This window comes from Micromonospora rifamycinica (assembly GCF_900090265.1).
Taxonomy (GTDB): domain Bacteria; phylum Actinomycetota; class Actinomycetes; order Mycobacteriales; family Micromonosporaceae; genus Micromonospora; species Micromonospora rifamycinica.
Genome location: NZ_LT607752.1, coordinates 4,248,492 through 4,265,018 on the forward strand (window position 1 = coordinate 4,248,492; position 16,527 = coordinate 4,265,018).

Annotated in this window: 16 protein-coding genes and 1 pseudogene; 2 read left to right on the forward strand and 15 right to left on the reverse strand. The window is 72.7% G+C overall.

The window, feature by feature from the left end:
- Positions 1 to 84 precede the first annotated feature (84 nt).
- Positions 85 to 1,644 (forward strand): LPXTG cell wall anchor domain-containing protein, encoded by a 1,560-nt coding sequence (locus GA0070623_RS17595; RefSeq protein ID WP_067309995.1) that lies wholly within the window; start codon positions 85 to 87, stop codon positions 1,642 to 1,644.
- A gap of 113 nt (positions 1,645 to 1,757) precedes the next feature.
- Positions 1,758 to 2,555 (forward strand): annotated as a pseudogene (locus tag GA0070623_RS17600) (DedA family protein); the annotation flags it as partial.
- Positions 2,556 to 2,890: 335 nt separating this feature from the next.
- Here the strand turns inward: GA0070623_RS17600 and GA0070623_RS17605 are convergent.
- From GA0070623_RS17605 to GA0070623_RS17680, 15 genes are all read right to left on the reverse strand, one after another.
- Complete coding sequence (locus GA0070623_RS17605) at positions 2,891 to 3,268, reverse strand: ArsR/SmtB family transcription factor (protein ID WP_007454255.1); 378 nt, start codon at positions 3,266 to 3,268, stop codon at positions 2,891 to 2,893.
- Positions 3,269 to 3,325: 57 nt separating this feature from the next.
- Positions 3,326 to 3,865, reverse strand: coding sequence for an orotate phosphoribosyltransferase (gene pyrE, locus GA0070623_RS17610; protein ID WP_067309992.1), 540 nt, complete (start codon positions 3,863 to 3,865; stop codon positions 3,326 to 3,328).
- 167 nt (positions 3,866 to 4,032) lie between these two features.
- Complete coding sequence (locus GA0070623_RS17615) at positions 4,033 to 4,842, reverse strand: SDR family NAD(P)-dependent oxidoreductase (RefSeq protein WP_089004097.1); 810 nt, start codon at positions 4,840 to 4,842, stop codon at positions 4,033 to 4,035.
- A gap of 9 nt (positions 4,843 to 4,851) precedes the next feature.
- The gene (locus tag GA0070623_RS17620) at positions 4,852 to 5,541 is read right to left on the reverse strand and encodes a hypothetical protein (protein ID WP_084261383.1); all 690 of its coding nucleotides are present in this window, start codon (positions 5,539 to 5,541) and stop codon (positions 4,852 to 4,854) included.
- 73 nt (positions 5,542 to 5,614) lie between these two features.
- Positions 5,615 to 6,466 carry a hypothetical protein gene (locus GA0070623_RS17625; protein WP_231932440.1) on the reverse strand — a complete coding sequence of 284 codons (852 nt, stop codon included), beginning with the start codon at positions 6,464 to 6,466 and terminating at the stop codon, positions 5,615 to 5,617.
- A 214-nt stretch (positions 6,467 to 6,680) separates the two neighbouring features.
- On the reverse strand, positions 6,681 to 7,664 hold the full coding sequence (locus GA0070623_RS17630; protein ID WP_067310036.1) for a hypothetical protein: 984 nt from the start codon (positions 7,662 to 7,664) through the stop codon (positions 6,681 to 6,683).
- Between the two features lie 34 nt (positions 7,665 to 7,698).
- Complete coding sequence (locus GA0070623_RS17635) at positions 7,699 to 9,276, reverse strand: polyamine aminopropyltransferase (protein ID WP_067309985.1); 1,578 nt, start codon at positions 9,274 to 9,276, stop codon at positions 7,699 to 7,701.
- Complete coding sequence (locus GA0070623_RS17640; protein WP_067309982.1) at positions 9,273 to 10,025, reverse strand: hypothetical protein; 753 nt, start codon at positions 10,023 to 10,025, stop codon at positions 9,273 to 9,275. Before GA0070623_RS17640 ends, GA0070623_RS17635 begins: the two co-directional genes overlap by 4 nt.
- The gene (locus GA0070623_RS17645; RefSeq protein WP_067309980.1) at positions 10,025 to 10,447 is read right to left on the reverse strand and encodes a DUF350 domain-containing protein; all 423 of its coding nucleotides are present in this window, start codon (positions 10,445 to 10,447) and stop codon (positions 10,025 to 10,027) included. The genes GA0070623_RS17640 and GA0070623_RS17645 overlap by 1 nt, the downstream gene beginning before the upstream one ends.
- 41 nt (positions 10,448 to 10,488) lie before the next feature.
- Entirely contained in the window at positions 10,489 to 10,914 is a 426-nt protein-coding gene (locus GA0070623_RS17650) for a DUF4247 domain-containing protein (RefSeq protein WP_067309977.1), read from the reverse strand.
- Between the two features lie 232 nt (positions 10,915 to 11,146).
- Positions 11,147 to 11,905: a DUF2617 family protein gene (locus GA0070623_RS31670; protein ID WP_089004098.1), complete on the reverse strand. Its 759-nt coding sequence runs from the start codon at positions 11,903 to 11,905 to the stop codon at positions 11,147 to 11,149.
- A gap of 2 nt (positions 11,906 to 11,907) precedes the next feature.
- Positions 11,908 to 12,537 (reverse strand): DUF4178 domain-containing protein, encoded by a 630-nt coding sequence (locus GA0070623_RS17660; RefSeq protein ID WP_067315815.1) that lies wholly within the window; start codon positions 12,535 to 12,537, stop codon positions 11,908 to 11,910.
- 96 nt (positions 12,538 to 12,633) lie between these two features.
- Entirely contained in the window at positions 12,634 to 13,038 is a 405-nt protein-coding gene (locus tag GA0070623_RS17665; protein WP_067315813.1) for a hypothetical protein, read from the reverse strand.
- A gap of 501 nt (positions 13,039 to 13,539) precedes the next feature.
- Entirely contained in the window at positions 13,540 to 16,131 is a 2,592-nt protein-coding gene (gene clpB, locus GA0070623_RS17675; protein ID WP_067307633.1) for an ATP-dependent chaperone ClpB, read from the reverse strand.
- Between the two features lie 87 nt (positions 16,132 to 16,218).
- Positions 16,219 to 16,503: a hypothetical protein gene (locus GA0070623_RS17680; RefSeq protein WP_067307635.1), complete on the reverse strand. Its 285-nt coding sequence runs from the start codon at positions 16,501 to 16,503 to the stop codon at positions 16,219 to 16,221.
- Between the last annotated feature and the right edge of the window lie 24 nt (positions 16,504 to 16,527).

Sequence of the window (16,527 nt, forward strand, 5' to 3'; positions counted from 1 at the left end):
TTCGTCGCGGGACGCCCCGGCCGGGACGGATTCCCTAGGCTGCGACGACCGCCGTAGCCCTTCCTCTCAGGACAGGATCCGCTGATGCGCAAGCACGCGATGCGTCGTTGGCTGGCCGGACTCGGTGTGGTGGGCGTGTGTGTCGTCGCCACCGCCGCCCCCGCGCCCGCCGCCCCGGCCAGCCCCGGAGCCACCCCCGGCGGGGTCGTGGCGGCCGGGTTCACCATCTCCGCCGACAACGTCACCCTGGCCCCGGGCGGACCCGACAGGACGGTGGTCCTGCGGACGTCGGGCGAGAAACTCCGGGACAGCTACGCCATCACCGTCGACTTCGGCGCGGTCGACGCCTTCGCCGAGGTTCGCGGTCCCGCCGCCCCGGCCTGCACCCGCGCCGGCACCGTGCTGACCTGCACGGCCTACCAGGAGGACGCGCCCGAGCTGCTCGCGTTGTCGGTGCGCCCCCGCCCGGGTGCCCGGGTGGATCAGGAGGGCCGGATCCGGTTCACCGTGACGACCACCGCGGCGGGCACGAGCAGCACCGCCTCGACCGTCCTGATCGGTGAGGGGGTCGATCTGGTGGCCGGTCCGACGGTGACGCTGACCGGTGGCCCCGGTGCCACCGTGCCGGTGGGGTTGTCGGTCGGCAACCGGGGTCAGCAGACCGCGCGGGGGGTGGTGCTCCTGGTATCGGCCATGTACGGCCTCACCCCGTCGAAGCGCTACCAGAACTGTCGTTACGGCAGCAGGGGCGGCCTGACCAACTGGACGCCGAACCTGTTCGTCTGCACCTTCGACGACGAGATCGCGCCGGGCCGGGCGTTCCGGGTCGGGGGCGGCTTCGGGGTCACCGTGCCCGGCGACGTCTCGGCACCGAACACCCAGACCGGCACCGCCACCTGGTTCACCCCGCAGGACTGGGCGGACGTGCAGTCCAGGTACACCCTCGACCAGCAGGGCACCGGCGGTGTGCTGCGGCTGGAGCCGACCGGTGCGCGCCTGCCCGGCGGCACCTCCCGGGCGGCGCAGACCGACGTCGAGCCGACCGACAACGACACCGCCGTCGAGTTGACCGTCACCGGCAACCTGCGGGCCGACCTGGCCGCCGACGAGGTGCGCGTCACCGCCAAGGTGGGCGCGACCGTGCCGGTCACGATCGGCTACACCAACCGGGGACCGGCCTCGTCGTCCAACGGTGGCCGCGACTTCTACACCATCGTCAAGATGACCGTGCCCAAGGGAGTCACCGCCGTCAAGGCACCCAGGAACTGCCTCGACGCCGACATCCAGGACGAGGAGGGCGGTCGGCCGGGTGCCCGCGCCTACCTCTGCTACCAGTACGACGTCATCCACCCCGGAGGGAAGGTCGCCCTGCCGTTCTCGTTCCGCATCGACCGGGCGGGCACCCTGACCGGCACGACCGAGCTGCTCTACGGCCCGCAGGACACCGAGGACCTCGACCCGCGCAACGACACCGCCAGGATCCTGGTGAACCCCGCCTCGGGTGGCCAGGGCGGCGACGACGGCTCGTTGCCGATCACCGGTTCCCCGACCGGCCTGGTGGCCACCGTCGGCGGCCTGCTGCTGGTGGCCGGGGTCGGCAGCTACCTGGCGGCCCGGCGTCGCCGGTCGCGCTTCGTGGCCTGACCGGACCGGCCCGGCCCGGCGCTCGGTGGCCGGGTCGGGCGGGTCCGGTGGGGTGAGTCGCCGGCCGGAGGGACGCGTGCCGCGACCGGCGCCTCCCGGGCTCGGTATGGTGTGTGGCCGTGGACACAGGTGAGAAGACGCGGGTGGTCGCCGAGACGGTCGCGCTGAATCCGCTCGACCCCAAGGATCTGCTCCAGACCTTCGGTCTGGTCGGCGTGTGGGTGATCCTCTTCGCCGAGACCGGCCTGCTGGTGGGGTTCTTCTTCCCCGGCGACTCGCTGCTGTTCCTGGCCGGGGTGGCCGCGTCGCCGGTGGCTGACGCGATCTTCGGCAGCGGCACCCGGCTCTCCCTGGCCGGGCTGCTGATCGGCGGCCCGCTCTGCGCGATCGCCGGTGCCCAGCTCGGGCACTGGCTCGGCGCCCGGTACGGCCGCAAGATGTTCGAGCGCCCCAACTCCCGGCTCTTCAAGAAGGAGTACGTGGAGAAGGCGGAGTTCTACTTCCAGAAGTTCGGCCCGGCCAAGGCCGTGGTGCTGGCCCGGTTCATTCCGATCGTGCGGACGTTCCTCAACCCGGTGGCGGGTGCGCTCGGCATGCCGGCGAAGCAGTTCTTCCTCTGGAACGTCGTCGGCGCGATCCTCTGGGTGGACGGCATCCTGCTGATCGGCTACCTGCTCGCCGACCAGATCTACAGCGCCATCGGCGACAAGATCGACCGGTACATCCTGCCGGTGGTCGCGCTGATCATCCTGATCTCGGTACTGCCGATCTTCTTCGAGTTCCTGCGCGACCGTAAGGCGCGTCGGCGCGGTGAGGCCGTCGCCGTGATCGCCGCCGCGAGCGCGGTCGGGGCGGTCGAGGCCGTCCGGGACGCCGTCGAGCACCACCACCACGACCAGCCGCAGTCCGGGCAGCCCTACGACGGGCAGCAGCAGCCCTACGGCGGCGGGCAGTCCGGCGGGGCGCACGGCCCCGACCAGCAGTTCCCGCCGCAGACCTACGGGCGGCCCCAGCCGCCGTCGGAGAGCGGGCGGTACCCGGAGCACGGGCAGGGCCGCTGACCGGCGGATGCGGGACGACGAACAGCCGGCCCCCGGGGAGAGGGCCGGCTGTCGCGTGCACGTACTCCACCGCGGGCACGGTGGTGGATCAGCGAACTGACCGGTGACGGGCAGCCGTCACCACCCGATGACGCCACCCCTGGTACGCCATCGGACGCCGCCCCCGGCGGGGGCGACGGGTGCAGTCAGCGGGCCTTCTTGGTGGCCCGCTTGCGCGGCGGCGTGAGGAGGTCGGCGATCGTGGCGATCGCCGACGGCACCAGCCGGTAGTAGGCCCACACACCACGCTTCTCCCGCTCCAGCAAGCCGGCCTCGGTGAGGATGCGGAGGTGGTGGCTGACCGTCGGCTGCGAGAGGCCGAGCGGCGCGGTGAGGTCACACACGCACGCTTCGCCCTCGGGCGCCGACTGGATCAGGCTGAGCAGCCGCAGCCGGGCGGGGTCGGCGAGGGCCTTGAGGACCCCCGCCAGCCGCTCGGCGTCGGCACGTTCGATCGGCTCGCCGGCAAGCGGCGAGATCTGAGGCATGGTCATTTCAGCCAACGCAGTTCCCACGTATTCCATCCTTCCACCAGCAGCATCGATCCGCCTGCATATCAGCAGATCCGAATCGGCAAATTTTTACGCCACAAGGCCGAGGTCAGCCAACGTAAAGGCCGCCCGATACGGCAGTCCGGCGGCTCGTACCACGTCGCCGGCGCCCCGATCGACGACGACCGCCACACCCACGACCTCCGCCCCGGCCTCGCGTAGAGCTTCGACGGCCGTCAGCACGCTGCCGCCCGTCGTCGAGGTGTCCTCCACCGCCAGTACCCGCCGGCCGGCCACCTCAGGACCCTCGATCCGCCGTTGGAGACCGTGCGCCTTGCCGGCCTTGCGGACGACGAAGGCGTCCAGGGGGCGAGCGGTCTCCGCGGCGGCGTGCAACATCGAGATGCCGATCGGATCGGCACCCAGGGTCAACCCACCGACCGCGTCGTAATTCCAGTCGGCGGTCAGCTCCCGCATCACCCGACCGACCAGGGGAGCGGCCCGGTGATGGAGAGTCACGCGACGCAGATCGACGTACCACTCCGCCTCCCGCCCCGAGGAGAGCACGACCCGGCCATGGACCACAGCCAGGTCAGTGATGAATTTACGCAGGTCGTCGTGGTCCCCCATGCCGATAGAGGGTACTGCTCAAGTCTGTGCGACGTGTGTGCGGCCCACCCGGATCCGTCGCATGAGCGACCGATGGCTGGCGATGGACGGCTACGCTGCGCGATCACACGGACAGAGTTGTGGTTCGATGTCAGGCCGACCGGGCGTCGTCCGGCACCGGCGGAAACTCACCGCCCGGTCGGGTCGACCCGCCCCCGCCGGTCCCGGAAGGCGCTGCGCAACAGCCGGCGCGGCACGTGCCGCAGGCTGGCCACGGCCAGCTTGTACCTCCAGTCAGGAACGCTGACGGTTTTGCCTTTCCGCAGGTCACGCAGGGCTTCGGCGACCACGTCGTCGGCCCGCAGCCAGATCCAGCCCGGCATGCTGGACATGTCGATGCCGGCGCGTTCGTGATACCCGGTTCGGGTGTAGCCGGGGCAGAGAGCCATCACGTGTACGCCCGACGCGCGCACCGATTGCCCGATCGACTCGCTGAAACTGGTCACCCAGGCCTTGCTGGCCGGATAGGTGGAGCCCGGCATCACCGGGCCGAATCCGGCGACCGAAGAGACATTAATCACTGCCCCATCGCCGCGCGTGGTCATCGGGCCGAGGGCCGCCAGAGTGAGCCGCAACACCGCATGGACATTCAGCCGCAGCAATTGGATCTCGTCGGCGACGGTGGAACGCAGAAACGGCCGGCTGAGGCTGGTGCCCGCATTGTTGACCAGTAGGTGCACCGGATCCCCGGTGGCGAGCCGCCGTTCCACCCGGGCGCAGCCGTCGTCGGTGGACAGGTCGGCCGGGATGGTCTCCACCCGGATGCCGTGCCGGTCGGCCGTCTCGGCGGCGGCGGTGGCGAGCCGGTCGGCGTCCCTGGCCACCAGGACGAGGTCCCAGCCCTCGGCGGCGAGCTGCCGGGCGAACGACTCGCCGATACCGGCGGTGGCACCGGTGATCAGCGCGCGGCGGCCCCGGGCCGGTCGGTCGGCGGTCACTGTTGCTCCTCAGCGGTGTGGCGGCGCCGGCGGGACGGTGCCGTGGGGTGGCGCGGGGACGGGGGTGGTGCCGTGGGGTGCAGCGGTGCCGGCTGCCGGGGCGGGGCCAGGTGCCGGGGTGGGGAGCACCGGCCGGTGGGGGGCGAACCAGGTGTTCGCCGACGGCAGGCCCAGCAGCACGGCCACCACCAGGTAGCCGAGGGCCTGACCCGCCGAGACCCCCGCGTTCGCCGGGATCCACCAGGACGGGTAGGCCTCCCCGAGGGTGCCGAACAGGTCGGCGACACCCTGGTCACCAGCGCCCAACCGCACCGGCGCGGCCCGCTGCCCGGCCAGCACGACCAGCGCGCACCCACCGGCGAGCAGGCCCAGCCCGCAGACCGCCCAGACGATGATCCTGGCCGCCCGCCGCCGGGCGAGCAGCCCACCGGCGAGGCCGACCAGCAGCAGCCCCACCAGCACCGTCAACACCGCCGCGCCGATCGTGCTGAGCCGGAGCAGCCGGACCAGGCCGTCGACGTCCCCCGGCCCGGCGGCGGTGCCGGCGGCGGCGGAACGGAACCGGTCCACTGTGCCGCCCAGGGCGAGCAGGATGGTCACCGCGTAGGCCCCGGCGGCCAGCGCCATCAGCCCGAGCAGCGCCGCCGCCGCGCTGACGGCCGCCGGCCGGCGAACCGCCACCTGATCCGGGTACGACACGACGATTCCCTCCGGTAGGCCTCGGTGTGCAACCTACTCGGAGGGAATCGTCGCTGTCGTTGTTACGCGCCCGTCAGCTGCCGGCGGGCCGCTGCGGGTCGTCCGGTCCGCTGCCTCCGGCGGGCCGGTCCGGCTCCCCGCCCGACGGCGGCGGCGACCAGGACGAGCCGTCGGACGGCGGGGACTGGTCCGGCACGCCCGGGGTGGAGCCCGGACCGGCCGGGGCCGACTGACCGGGAGCACCGGGCTGACCGGGAGCACCGGGCTGCGGGTAGCCGGGCGTGGCCGGGTAGCCCGGGGTAGCCGGGTAGCCCGGAGCGGCCGGATAGGCGGCACCCGGAACCGGCGGTTCCCAGCCCGCCTTGGGCTTGCGGAAGAACTCGTTGGACTGCGGCAGGGCGAGCAGGATCAGCGCCGCCAGCAGGGCGAGCAGGCTGACCACCCCGAGCAGGGTGCTGACCGGGTTGTACCAGGAGGGCAGCACGGCGTTCATGCTGCGCTCAAGCTCGTCGGCGCTCGGCGCGTCCCCGGAGGTGGAGCCGGCGGAACCGCTGAAGCCCGCGGCGCCGTTGACCAGCCCACCGCCGACGCAGCAGACCATGATGCCGCCGACCACCCAGGTGGCGATCCGGCTGCCGTTCTTGCCCCGGTTGTTGAAGATCGCCAGGACGACGAGGGCCAGCGCGATGAGCAGCAGCACGACGGACGCGCCGACGGCGAAGACCACGACGGCGGTGCCGAGCCCCTCGACCTCGCTGGCGGTCCCCTCGAACGCGTCCTCGAACGCCTGACGGAGTTTGCCGCTGATCGCGAGGGTCAGGATCAACCCGATCAGTTGGAGCGCCGCGAAGAACATCAGCAGATAGCTGGAGAGTGTCACCAGACCCGGACGGGTCCGAGCGGGCGTGCTGTGGGAATCGACCATGATTCTCCTTCCTAGATCACGGCACCACGGTAACGTCCGCAGGCCCGTCGTACCGGGTACGACGGTGCCGTACCCGGTGACGGACCTGCCGAATCACCCGCGCCCCACGGGCGCCTCCGCGACCGAACCCGATCAGGTTCACGGACGGCCCGGGGTTCGCGGACACCCGGGCGTCGCGGAGCAGTCGGACCGCGGGGGTCGCGCCGCGCCCCGGTCAGGAGTCGCGGACCAGCCGGCGGTGTTCGGCGGTCACCACGGCGAGCAGCAGCAGGTCCACCCCCAGCCCGGTCACCGCGTCGAACTGGTTGACCGTGAAGTTGAAGATCTGCCCGAACAGCAGGTCGACCAGGAGGGCCAGCTTGAACAGCCGGAACGCGGCCCGCCGGTCGTCGCGGAGCAGGAACGCGGCGCGGATGCTCAACACCCCGGCGACCAGCGCCGAGGCGGACACCCCGAGCACCGCCCCCCACTCGCCGGCCTGGTCCAGTTCGCCGGTCACCCCCTCGGTGGTCACCACCACCACCGTCGCCACCGGCTCGACGACCAGGTAGGCGACCACCAGCAGGACCACCCAGCGCTGGGCGGTCAGCCGGACCAACGCGTCGCGCAGCCGGGCCACCCAGGGCTGCCAGAACCGCCGGGGCGGCGGTTCCCGGCGCGGCACCACGTCCAGCAGCGCGGACACCGCCGACTCGACCTCCGGGCCGGCGCCCCGGACCAGCCGCAGGGTGGCCACCCGCCGCCGGTCGGTGAGCCCCCGGCCGACCCCGCCGACGATCACGTCCAGCGCGTTCGCGACCCGTTCCCCGGGGGTCAGCCGGACCCGTTCACGCAGCGCCTGGGTGATCACCACCAGCAGGGCGAAGACCGCGTAGATGATCCCGGCGGCCGGGCGGTAGAAGTAGTTGGTGCCGGCGGTGACGAACTTGCCGACCTCGTCGATGAAGAGCCCGAAGCCGATCCCGGCGAGCACCGCACCGGCCATCCGGGCGGCCCCGCCGAGGAACACCAGCGCCACGCCCAGGCCGACGGTCATCAGCAGGCCGCCCCAGAGCACGTGCGCGATGTGCAGGCCGCCGCCGCCGAGCTGCGGGTAGCCGGTCGCCCGCAGGAACGCCCGGGTGACCAGCACCGTCGCCACCCCGGACAGCACGAACGCCTGGAGGTACGCCGCAGCGTCCACCGCACGCGGTGGCAGCCGACGGCGCGACGACGGTGACACCAGTCCGAGGCTAGTAGCCGCGCCACTCGCTGCGGGCGTAGTCGAGCACCCTGGGCCGCAACAGGGTGGAGGCGGGTACGTCCAGCCGGCCCCGGTCGGCGGGGAAGGCCGCCGCCGCCCGCAGCACCGCCGGATCGAGGAACCGCAACCGGGGCGCGTCGGCCGGCAGCTCCAGCACCGGCGGGGTGCCGCCCGGGGCGGCGAGCACGAATCCCCAGTCACCGAAGGACGGCACGTCGACGTGGTACGGCGCGGTGGCGAAACCGGCCGCGCGTACCGACGCCTCGATCGACCAGTACGACCGGGGAGCGAAGTACGGCGACCCGGACTGCACCACCAGCCGGCCGCCCTCGGCGAGCACCGCGCGGATCAGCGTGTAGAACTCGACCGTGTAGAGCTTGGCGGTGGCCGTCTCGTCCGGGTCGGGCAGATCCGCGACCACCACGTCGAAGCGTTCCGTGGCGGTACGCAGCCAGCCGAAGGCGTCGGTGTTCAGCACCCGGACCCGGGGGTCGTCGAGGGAGCCACCGTTGAGCGCGCGGAGCTGCGGCTCGGAGCGGGCCAGCGCCACCACCGCCGGGTCGAGATCGACCACTGTCACCCGGCGCACGTCCGGATAGCGCAGGATCTCGCGGACGGCGAGGCCGTCGCCGGCACCGAGGACCAGCACCTCGCCGCGCGGGCCGCGCATCGCCGGATGCACCAGCGCCTCGTGGTAGCGGTACTCGTCGATCGAGCTGAACTGGAGGTCACCGTTGAGGAACAGCCGCAGGTCGGTGTCGGGGTGGCCGACCTCGCGCACCGACCGGGTCAACACGATCTCCTGGTAACGGGAGCGTTCGGCGTGCACCACCGGATCCCGGTAGAGCTGCTGGCGGCTGGTCACCTCGAAGTCGGCGGCGGTGACCCAGGCGTACCCCAGGCAGAGGGCGACCACGACGGAGCCGGCGCCCAGCACGAGCCGCGCCCGGCGGCTCAGCTCGGCGCGGAACACCGTGCAGACCAGGGCGAGACCGGCCACCGCGTTCACCGCGCCGACCACCAGGGCACCCTTGAGCTGGCCAAAGACCGGGATCAGCAGGAACGGGAAGGCCAGCCCGCCGAGCAGCGCGCCGACGTAGTCGGCGGCGAACAGGTCGGCGACCGCACTGCCGGCGGCCTGCTCACGGATGCGCTGCAGCATCACCATCAGCAACGGGATCTCCGCGCCGATCAGCAGACCCAGCACGAACGCGGTGCCGACCAGCGCCGGGCCGTACAGGTCGAGCCAGGCGAACGCGGCGTAGAGGCCGAGCACCGACAGGCCGCCGAGCAGCGCCAGGGTCAGCTCGATCACCGCGAACGCGGCGGCGGCCCGGGGCTGCAACGGCTTGGCGACCAGCGCGCCGACCCCCATCGCGAAGACCATCACCCCGAGCACGATCGACGCCTGCCCGACCGTGTCACCGATCAGGTAGCTGCCGAGCGCGACCAGAGCCAGCTCGTACACCAGGCCGCAGGCGGCGCAGACGAAGACCGCGACCAGCACCGCCGCGCGGGCCAGCCGCCAGCGCGGCCGGACCGCCGGGGTGTCGTCGACCGTGGTCACCGTGTCCCCCGGGTACGCCCGGCCGGGGCCGCCGCCCGCTGCCGGCCGCGCTGGACGAACCCGACGGTGATCAGCAGCGCGGCGACCAGCAGCAGACCGGCGGCGGCCAGCACCGTACCCCAGCGGTCGCGCCAGAAGTCGCTGCCGGTGTCCGGCAGCGGGGCCGCCACCGCGTCGGGGTCCGCGGACGGGGTGGCGGCCGGTGGTGCCGCCCCCGTCTCGGCGACCAGCAGCGGCAATGCCACGGCGGCGCGGCAGATCGCCCAGCCCGGGTCGTCCACGAACACGTCCTCGTGCAGGCCGAACCGGGTCAGGCCGGTATCGACGGCGTAGAGGTCGGCGCGGGAGAAGTCGCCCGAGCCGGAGACCGTGACCGTCGCCCAGTCGTTGCTCTCACTGCTCTCCGCGGTGTACATGACCCGGGCCCGGACCTCCACCCACCGGGGGCAGCGGGCGTCCTCGGTCACCGGCACCCCGTCGCCGAGGTTGGAGCCGACGCTCACCTCCGCGCCGGACGACCTCTCCAGCCGCCAGCCGTAGCAGATGCCCTGGCTCTCGGCCGCCTGCACGAGCAGCGGCACGGTGTCGGCGCGCTCGTCGGCCGCCGGGGCGGGCACGGTGGTGCCCCCGGAGTCCCGGTTGAAGATGCTGCTGCCCACGCAGACCACCACGACCAGGCCGAGGACGATCCAGACGACCCAGGCACCGGCGTTCTGTTTCGGCTTCGCCGGCTGCTTCGCCGTGGTCATCAGCTGATGGCGGCGGCGATGATCGCGCCGGTGGCGAGGTGCACCACCGCCGACACCCAGACCGCCGGGTGCGGCTGCTGGTCGACCAGCAGCGTGCCCAGCTTGCCCGGGGTCAACGCGTCGAGCAGCACGAACGCCAGGGCCATGATGACCAGGCCGACGATCCCGTACGCGGCGGAACCGACCAGGCCGAGCAGGAAGTCGTCCTCGCTGGCGGCGATCGCGGCGACCACGATGATGCCGACGCCGGCCAGGTTCGAGGTGAGCAGCAGCGCCGCGTTGCGGTTGCGTTCGGTCCAGATCAGCTCATGGAGCTTGCCCGGGGTGGCCACGTCGACCAGCACGTAGCCGATGGCCATCAGGACGACGCCGACCACCCCGTAGGCGAGGGTGACCAGCAGATCGGTGACCAGGTTCTGCACAGCGTGCTCCAGGGGTTCGTTCGGTCGGGAATCGGTGGGCGCTACTTGCCGGAGCCGGGGCCGCCGCCGCGTACCGTACTGCCCCGCCCCCAGCCCCAGTGGTTGCCGACCGTCGAGTGGTAGCGCGGGTAGGCGGTACGCATCCGCTCCAGCAGGATCAGCGAGCCGGCCGCGATCGGCAGGATCACCAGCGAATCGTCGTCGTAGCGCAGGTAGACGCCGCTGCCGTCGACGTACTGGTCGGCCGGCTTCCAGGCGCCGGTGACGTCGTCCGCCACCTGGCTCGGGGTCCGGTTCGAGGTGTACGCCATGGCGTCCCGCCCGATGTCCCGGCTCGCCGCCCGGGTGTAGCGGTCCTCGATGTAACCCCGGGGGGAGAAGTTGCCGTAGAAGATGGCGAAGGCGGCGACCAGCGCACCGATGACCGCGAAGGCCACCCCCACCACGAACCAGCGTCGGTACGTCACCGGAACTCCTTTGTTCGCGACTGCGGGGCTCGCAAACCCGGCTCACTCCTCACGCTCACCGATCCCCCTCCGTTCGCGACTGCGGGGCTCGCAAACCCGGCTCACTCCTCACGCTCACCGATCCCCCTCCGTTCGCGACTGCGGGGCTCGCAAACCCGGCTCACTCCTCACGCTCACCGATCCCCCTCCGTTCGCGACTGCGGGGCTCGCAAACCCGGCTCACTCCTCACGCTCACCGATCCCCCTCCGTTCGCGACTGCGGGGCTCGCAAACCCGGCTCACTCCTCACGCTCACGGGGGCCTCCTCAAATCGCGGCTGCGGGGCTCGTGGGAGGGCCACCGCCGTCTCGGTCAGGACCAGTTCGTTGGTCTGCGGGTACGCGTGCCAGGTGCGCCAACGCACCGACCCGTCCGGCGCGTCGGGGCGGACCGCCAGCGCGGTGACCGCGTCCGGGTCGCCGGGGAAGACGCCGACCAGGGCGTACGGGTCGTCGGCCAGCTCGGCGCGGAGCGTGGCGATCCGGGTGTGCAGCTCACCCACGGCGGGGCGCAGCACGGAGGCGGTGAACCGGTAGCCGCCCGCCTCGTCGTGCAGAGTGCCGGGCAGGTGCGGGGACCGTCCGGGCAGGCAGGCGACCGTCTCGACCAACCCACCCGCAGTGCTCGCCGCCCCGGGTCGGATCGGCGCGTTCGCGCCGGCACCGCCAGCCGCGCCGACACCCCCGGTCGGGACGGCACCGCCGGTCGGGACGGCACCGCCGGTCGGGACGGCATCCCCGGTCGGGACGGCACCGCCAGCCGCGTCGACATCGCCGGTCGGGGCGGTGAGCACGACCTGGTGGGAGGCACCGAGCAGGCGCAGCCGCAGCCGGATGCCGCCGGGCAGCGTCAGCTCACGGACGTGCAGCGCGGGGCGTTCCGGGCCACCTAGCGCCAGGCTCAGGTCGGCGGCGCAGGTGTCGACGTAGGGGGCGTCCAGGCTCACCAGCACGATCAGGGCGCTTCCGGTGCGGACTGCGGGTACACCATCACGTCGGCGCGGTGCAGCCGCTCGCCCCGGCCCACCTCCCAGCCGGCTTCGCCGTACGCCTCGAAGGAGAGCCGCTCGTCGCCCTGCCCCCGGTAGTCGTGGTAGCGGACCGTGCCGTACGGGTCGAGGCCGGTGCTGCCGGTGGCCGAGTAGCGGGCCTGGCCGGACTCCTCCCAGGAGTAGCGGCGGCCGGCGAAGTCGAGGGTGGGTGCGCCCGGGGTGACCGTAGCGGCCGGCTCGGCCGTCCAGAGCACCAGCTCCAGGTCGGGGTCCTCCTCGACGGAGAGCCAGCGCTTGTCGCCCTCCACGGTGTCCAGCAGGTGCTCGGCCCAGCTCCAGCCGCCCTCGACCAGGTGCACCGAGCCACGGACCGCGTACGACACCCGGCGGATCTCGACGATGTCGCCGGGCTTGAGCTTGCGGGGGTCACCGCGCAGCGCGTCGGAGTCGGTGTCGCGGAACGGGTCCTTCGCCGTCGCCGGGGGGCGGGTCGGCTTACGCCCCTTACGCAGGGCCACCACCGCCACCACGATCCCGGCGACCCCGATCAGACATCCCAGCGTCGCCACGACGTACGCCATCGGACCGTTCACCCCGACCACCTCCCCAAGTGCGTCGGCGGAGACGGTAACAACCCCGCGCACCCCGCGCACCTGGGGAAACTCTGCCTATCCTGAGTGATCGGTCAACTACTCAGTGTCCCGGTCGGGTGGTCGGGCGGCCAGCCGGTCGGCCGCGTACCCACCCAGCGTGGTGGTGCCCATCAGGCAGCCGTCGAAGGTGGTGAACTCTCCATCGTCGTCGCGCAGCGCCGCCCAGGCGTCCCGACCCGCCGCCCGCCCGACCCCCTCCAGCAGCGTCGCCGCGTAGGCCCGGCCGGCGGGCGAGCCGTGCCGCAGCAGCCAGTCGACCTGTTCGCGGGCCTGCCGGGGGCGCTGCACGAGCGCCTCGGCGACCCGTCGGTACGCCTCGGTCACCGGCAGTAGCGTGCCGGCGAACCCCACCCCGCCGAAGGCCACGGTGTCCGCCTCGGCGAGTTCCCGCACGGCGGCGTCCAACTCCGAATCGCCGCTCTTCTTCCGCATCCCGAACATGTCCCCATCCTTTCCCCGCCGCGCCCCTGACCACCCACCCCGCCCCCTACCACTCACCGCACCTCCGCCCAACCCACCCCTCCTCCGCCCAACCCACCGCGCCTCCGCCCAACCCACCGCGCCCCGCACCCAGCCCCCTGCCCAACCGCGGTGATCAAGAGGTTTACGTCACCAGAAAGCGCTCCCGGCGACGCAAACCTCTTGATCACCGGGGCGGGCGGGCCGACGGCGGGGTCGATCAAGAGGTTTACGTCCAGGGAAAGCGCTCGCCTGACGTAAACCTCTTGATCACCGGGGCGGGCGGGGAGGCGGGCGGGGCGGGCGGGGCGGGCGGGGCGGGCGGGGCGGGCGGGGCGGGCGGGGAGGGCGGGGCGGGCGGGGCGGGCGGGGCGGGCGGGGAGAGGGAGCGGTCGGCGGGGAGAGGGAGCGGGAGGACGGCGGTGGACGGGCCGACCCCGCCGGGGTGGCGGGGTGGCGGGGTCGGCGCGGCGGGTGCGGCGGTCAGGCGGCGGTGACGGTCAGGCCGTCCTTGCCGTCGGACAGCTCGACCCGCACCGTGTCGCCGTCCCGGATCACGCCGCCCAGCAGGGCCTTGGCGAGCTGGTCGCCGATGGCCGACTGGACCAGGCGGCGCAGCGGGCGGGCACCGTAGATCGGGTCGTACCCGTGCTCGGCGAGCCAGGTCCGGGCGGTGTCGGTGACGTCCAGCGCCAGCCGGCGGTCGCCGAGCCGCCGACGCAGCCGGTCGAGCTGGATGTCGACGATGGCCCGCAGGTCGTCCCCGCGCAGCGCGGCGAAGACCACGATGTCGTCGAGCCGGTTGAGGAACTCCGGCTTGAAGTGCGAGCGGACCACCGCGAGCACCCCCTCCCGGCGCTGCTCCTCGGCGAGCGTCAGGTCGCTGATCACCGACGAGCCCAGGTTGGAGGTCAGGATCAGGATCGCGTTGCGGAAGTCGACCGTACGACCCTGGCCGTCGGTGAGCCGACCGTCGTCGAGCACCTGGAGCAGGATGTCGAAGACGTCCGGGTGGGCTTTCTCCACCTCGTCCAGCAGGATCACCGAGTACGGCCGGCGGCGCACCGCCTCGGTGAGCTGGCCGCCCTCCTCGTAGCCGACGTAACCGGGCGGGGCACCCACCAGGCGGGCGACGGAGTGCTTCTCGCCGTACTCACTCATGTCGATGCGGACCATGGCCCGCTCGTCGTCGAAGAGGAACTCGGCGAGCGCCTTGGCCAGCTCGGTCTTGCCGACGCCGGTGGGGCCGAGGAACAGGAAGCTGCCGGTGGGGCGGTCCGGGTCGGCGACACCGGCCCGGGCTCGGCGTACCGCGTCGGAGACGGCACCGACGGCCTCGGCCTGGCCGACCACCCGGCCGCCCAGCGACTCCTCCATCCGCAGCAGCTTGGCGGTCTCGCCCTCCAGCAGCCGGCCGGCCGGGATGCCGGTCCAGGAGGCGACGACGGCGGCGATGTCATCCGCACCGACCTCCTCCTTGAGCATCGCGCCGTCGGCCTGGAGCCGGGCCAGCTCCTCCTCGGCCCTGGCCAGGTCGGCCTTCAGCGCCGGAATCCGGCCGTAGCGCAGCTCGGCGGCGCGTTCCAGCTCGCCGTCGCGTTCGGCCCGCTCGGCCTCGCCGCCGAGACGTTCCAGCTCCTCCTTGGCGGTGGAGAGCTTGGCGATGTGGCTCTTCTCGGTCTGCCAGCGCTCGGACAGCGCGGTGAGCTGCTCACGCTTGTCGGCCAGCTCCTTGCGCAGCCGCTCCAGCCGCTCGGCGGAGGCGGCGTCGGGCTCCTTGGCCAGCGCCATCTCCTCGATCTCCAGCCGGCGGACCGCGCGCTCGATCTCGTCCACCTCGACCGGCCGGGAGTCGATCTCCATCCGGAGCCGGGACGCGGACTCGTCCACCAGGTCGATCGCCTTGTCCGGCAGGAACCGGTCGGTGATGTACCGGTCGGACAGCGACGCTGCGGCGACCAGGGCGGCGTCGGTGATCCGGACGCCGTGGTGCACCTCGTAGCGTTCCTTGAGGCCGCGCAGGATGCCGATGGTGTCCTCGATGGTCGGCTCGCCGACCAGCACCGGCTGGAAGCGACGCTCCAGGGCCGGGTCCTTCTCGATGTGCTCGCGGTACTCGTCGAGGGTGGTCGCGCCGACCATCCGCAGCTCACCGCGCGCCAGCATCGGCTTGAGCATGTTGCCGGCGTCCATCGAGCCCTCGCCCTTGCCCGCGCCGACCACGGTGTGCAGCTCGTCGAGGAACGTGATGACCTGGCCGTTGGAGTTCTTGATCTCCTCCAGGACGGACTTGAGCCGCTCCTCGAACTGACCCCGGTACTGCGCCCCGGCGACCATCGCGCCGAGGTCGAGCGAGACCAGCTTCTTGTCGCGCAGCGACTCGGGCACGTCACCGGCCACGATCCGCTGGGCCAGGCCCTCGACGATCGCGGTCTTGCCGACGCCGGGCTCGCCGATCAGCACCGGGTTGTTCTTGGTACGCCGGGAGAGCACCTGGATCACCCGACGGATCTCCGAATCCCGGCCGATCACCGGGTCGATCTTGCCGTCCCGGGCGCTGGCGGTGAGGTCGACGCCGTACTTGGTAAGCGCCTGGTAGGTCTGCTCCGGGTCGGCGGTGGTGACCCGACGGTCCCCGCCACGCACGGTGGGGAACGCGGCGACCAGGTTCTCCTCGGTGGCCCCGGCGGCCTTCAGCGCGTCGGACACCGCGCCACCCACCCGGGCCAGGCCGGCGAGCAGGTGCTCGGTGGAGGTGTACTCGTCGCCGAGCGGCCGGGCGATCTGCTCGGCGGCCCCGATGGCGTTGACGAACTCGCGGGCCAGGGTGGGCTCGGCGATACTGGAACCACGGGCGGCGGGCAGCGCGTCGACCGCGCGCTGGGCGACCCGGCGCAGCTCGGCGGGTTCGGCACCGACGGCGCGCAGCAGGCCGGCGGCGGTCGAGCCGTCGGTGTCGAGCAGGGCCGACAGCAGGTGCCAGGATTCCACGGTGGCGTGGCCACGCTGGTTGGCCAGCGCGACGGCACCCGTGATGGTTTCGCGGCTCTTGGTGGTGAGTCGTTCCGTGTTCATGGGCTCCCCCGGGATCGGCGTGTCCACTAGTAAGAGACACCACCAGAGTTGAGCCTATTCCACTCAACTCTGCCAACGTGGCGTGGGTCACACTCCTCGGTGACGGACGGCGTTCGGTGGCCGGCGGGGCAGGCGGGACGTGCAGGGCGTCTCGTGGTCGGCCCGCAGCACACACCGGCGGCCGGTCTCCAGCCGGACGTCGCAGAAGACCCGGTGGCGTACCCCCTGATCGTCCTCTGCCGAGACGGTGGTCTCGCCGGGGTCGACGTGGGCGAGGAAAGCCAGCGAGCGGGCCGCCGTCCGGGCGAGCATCCTGGCCCGCTCCAGATCCGCGGCGACGACCGGCAGGTGCACGACGTACCGCCCGGTCATCCCCGCCGCCCCCCGTCGGCGCGG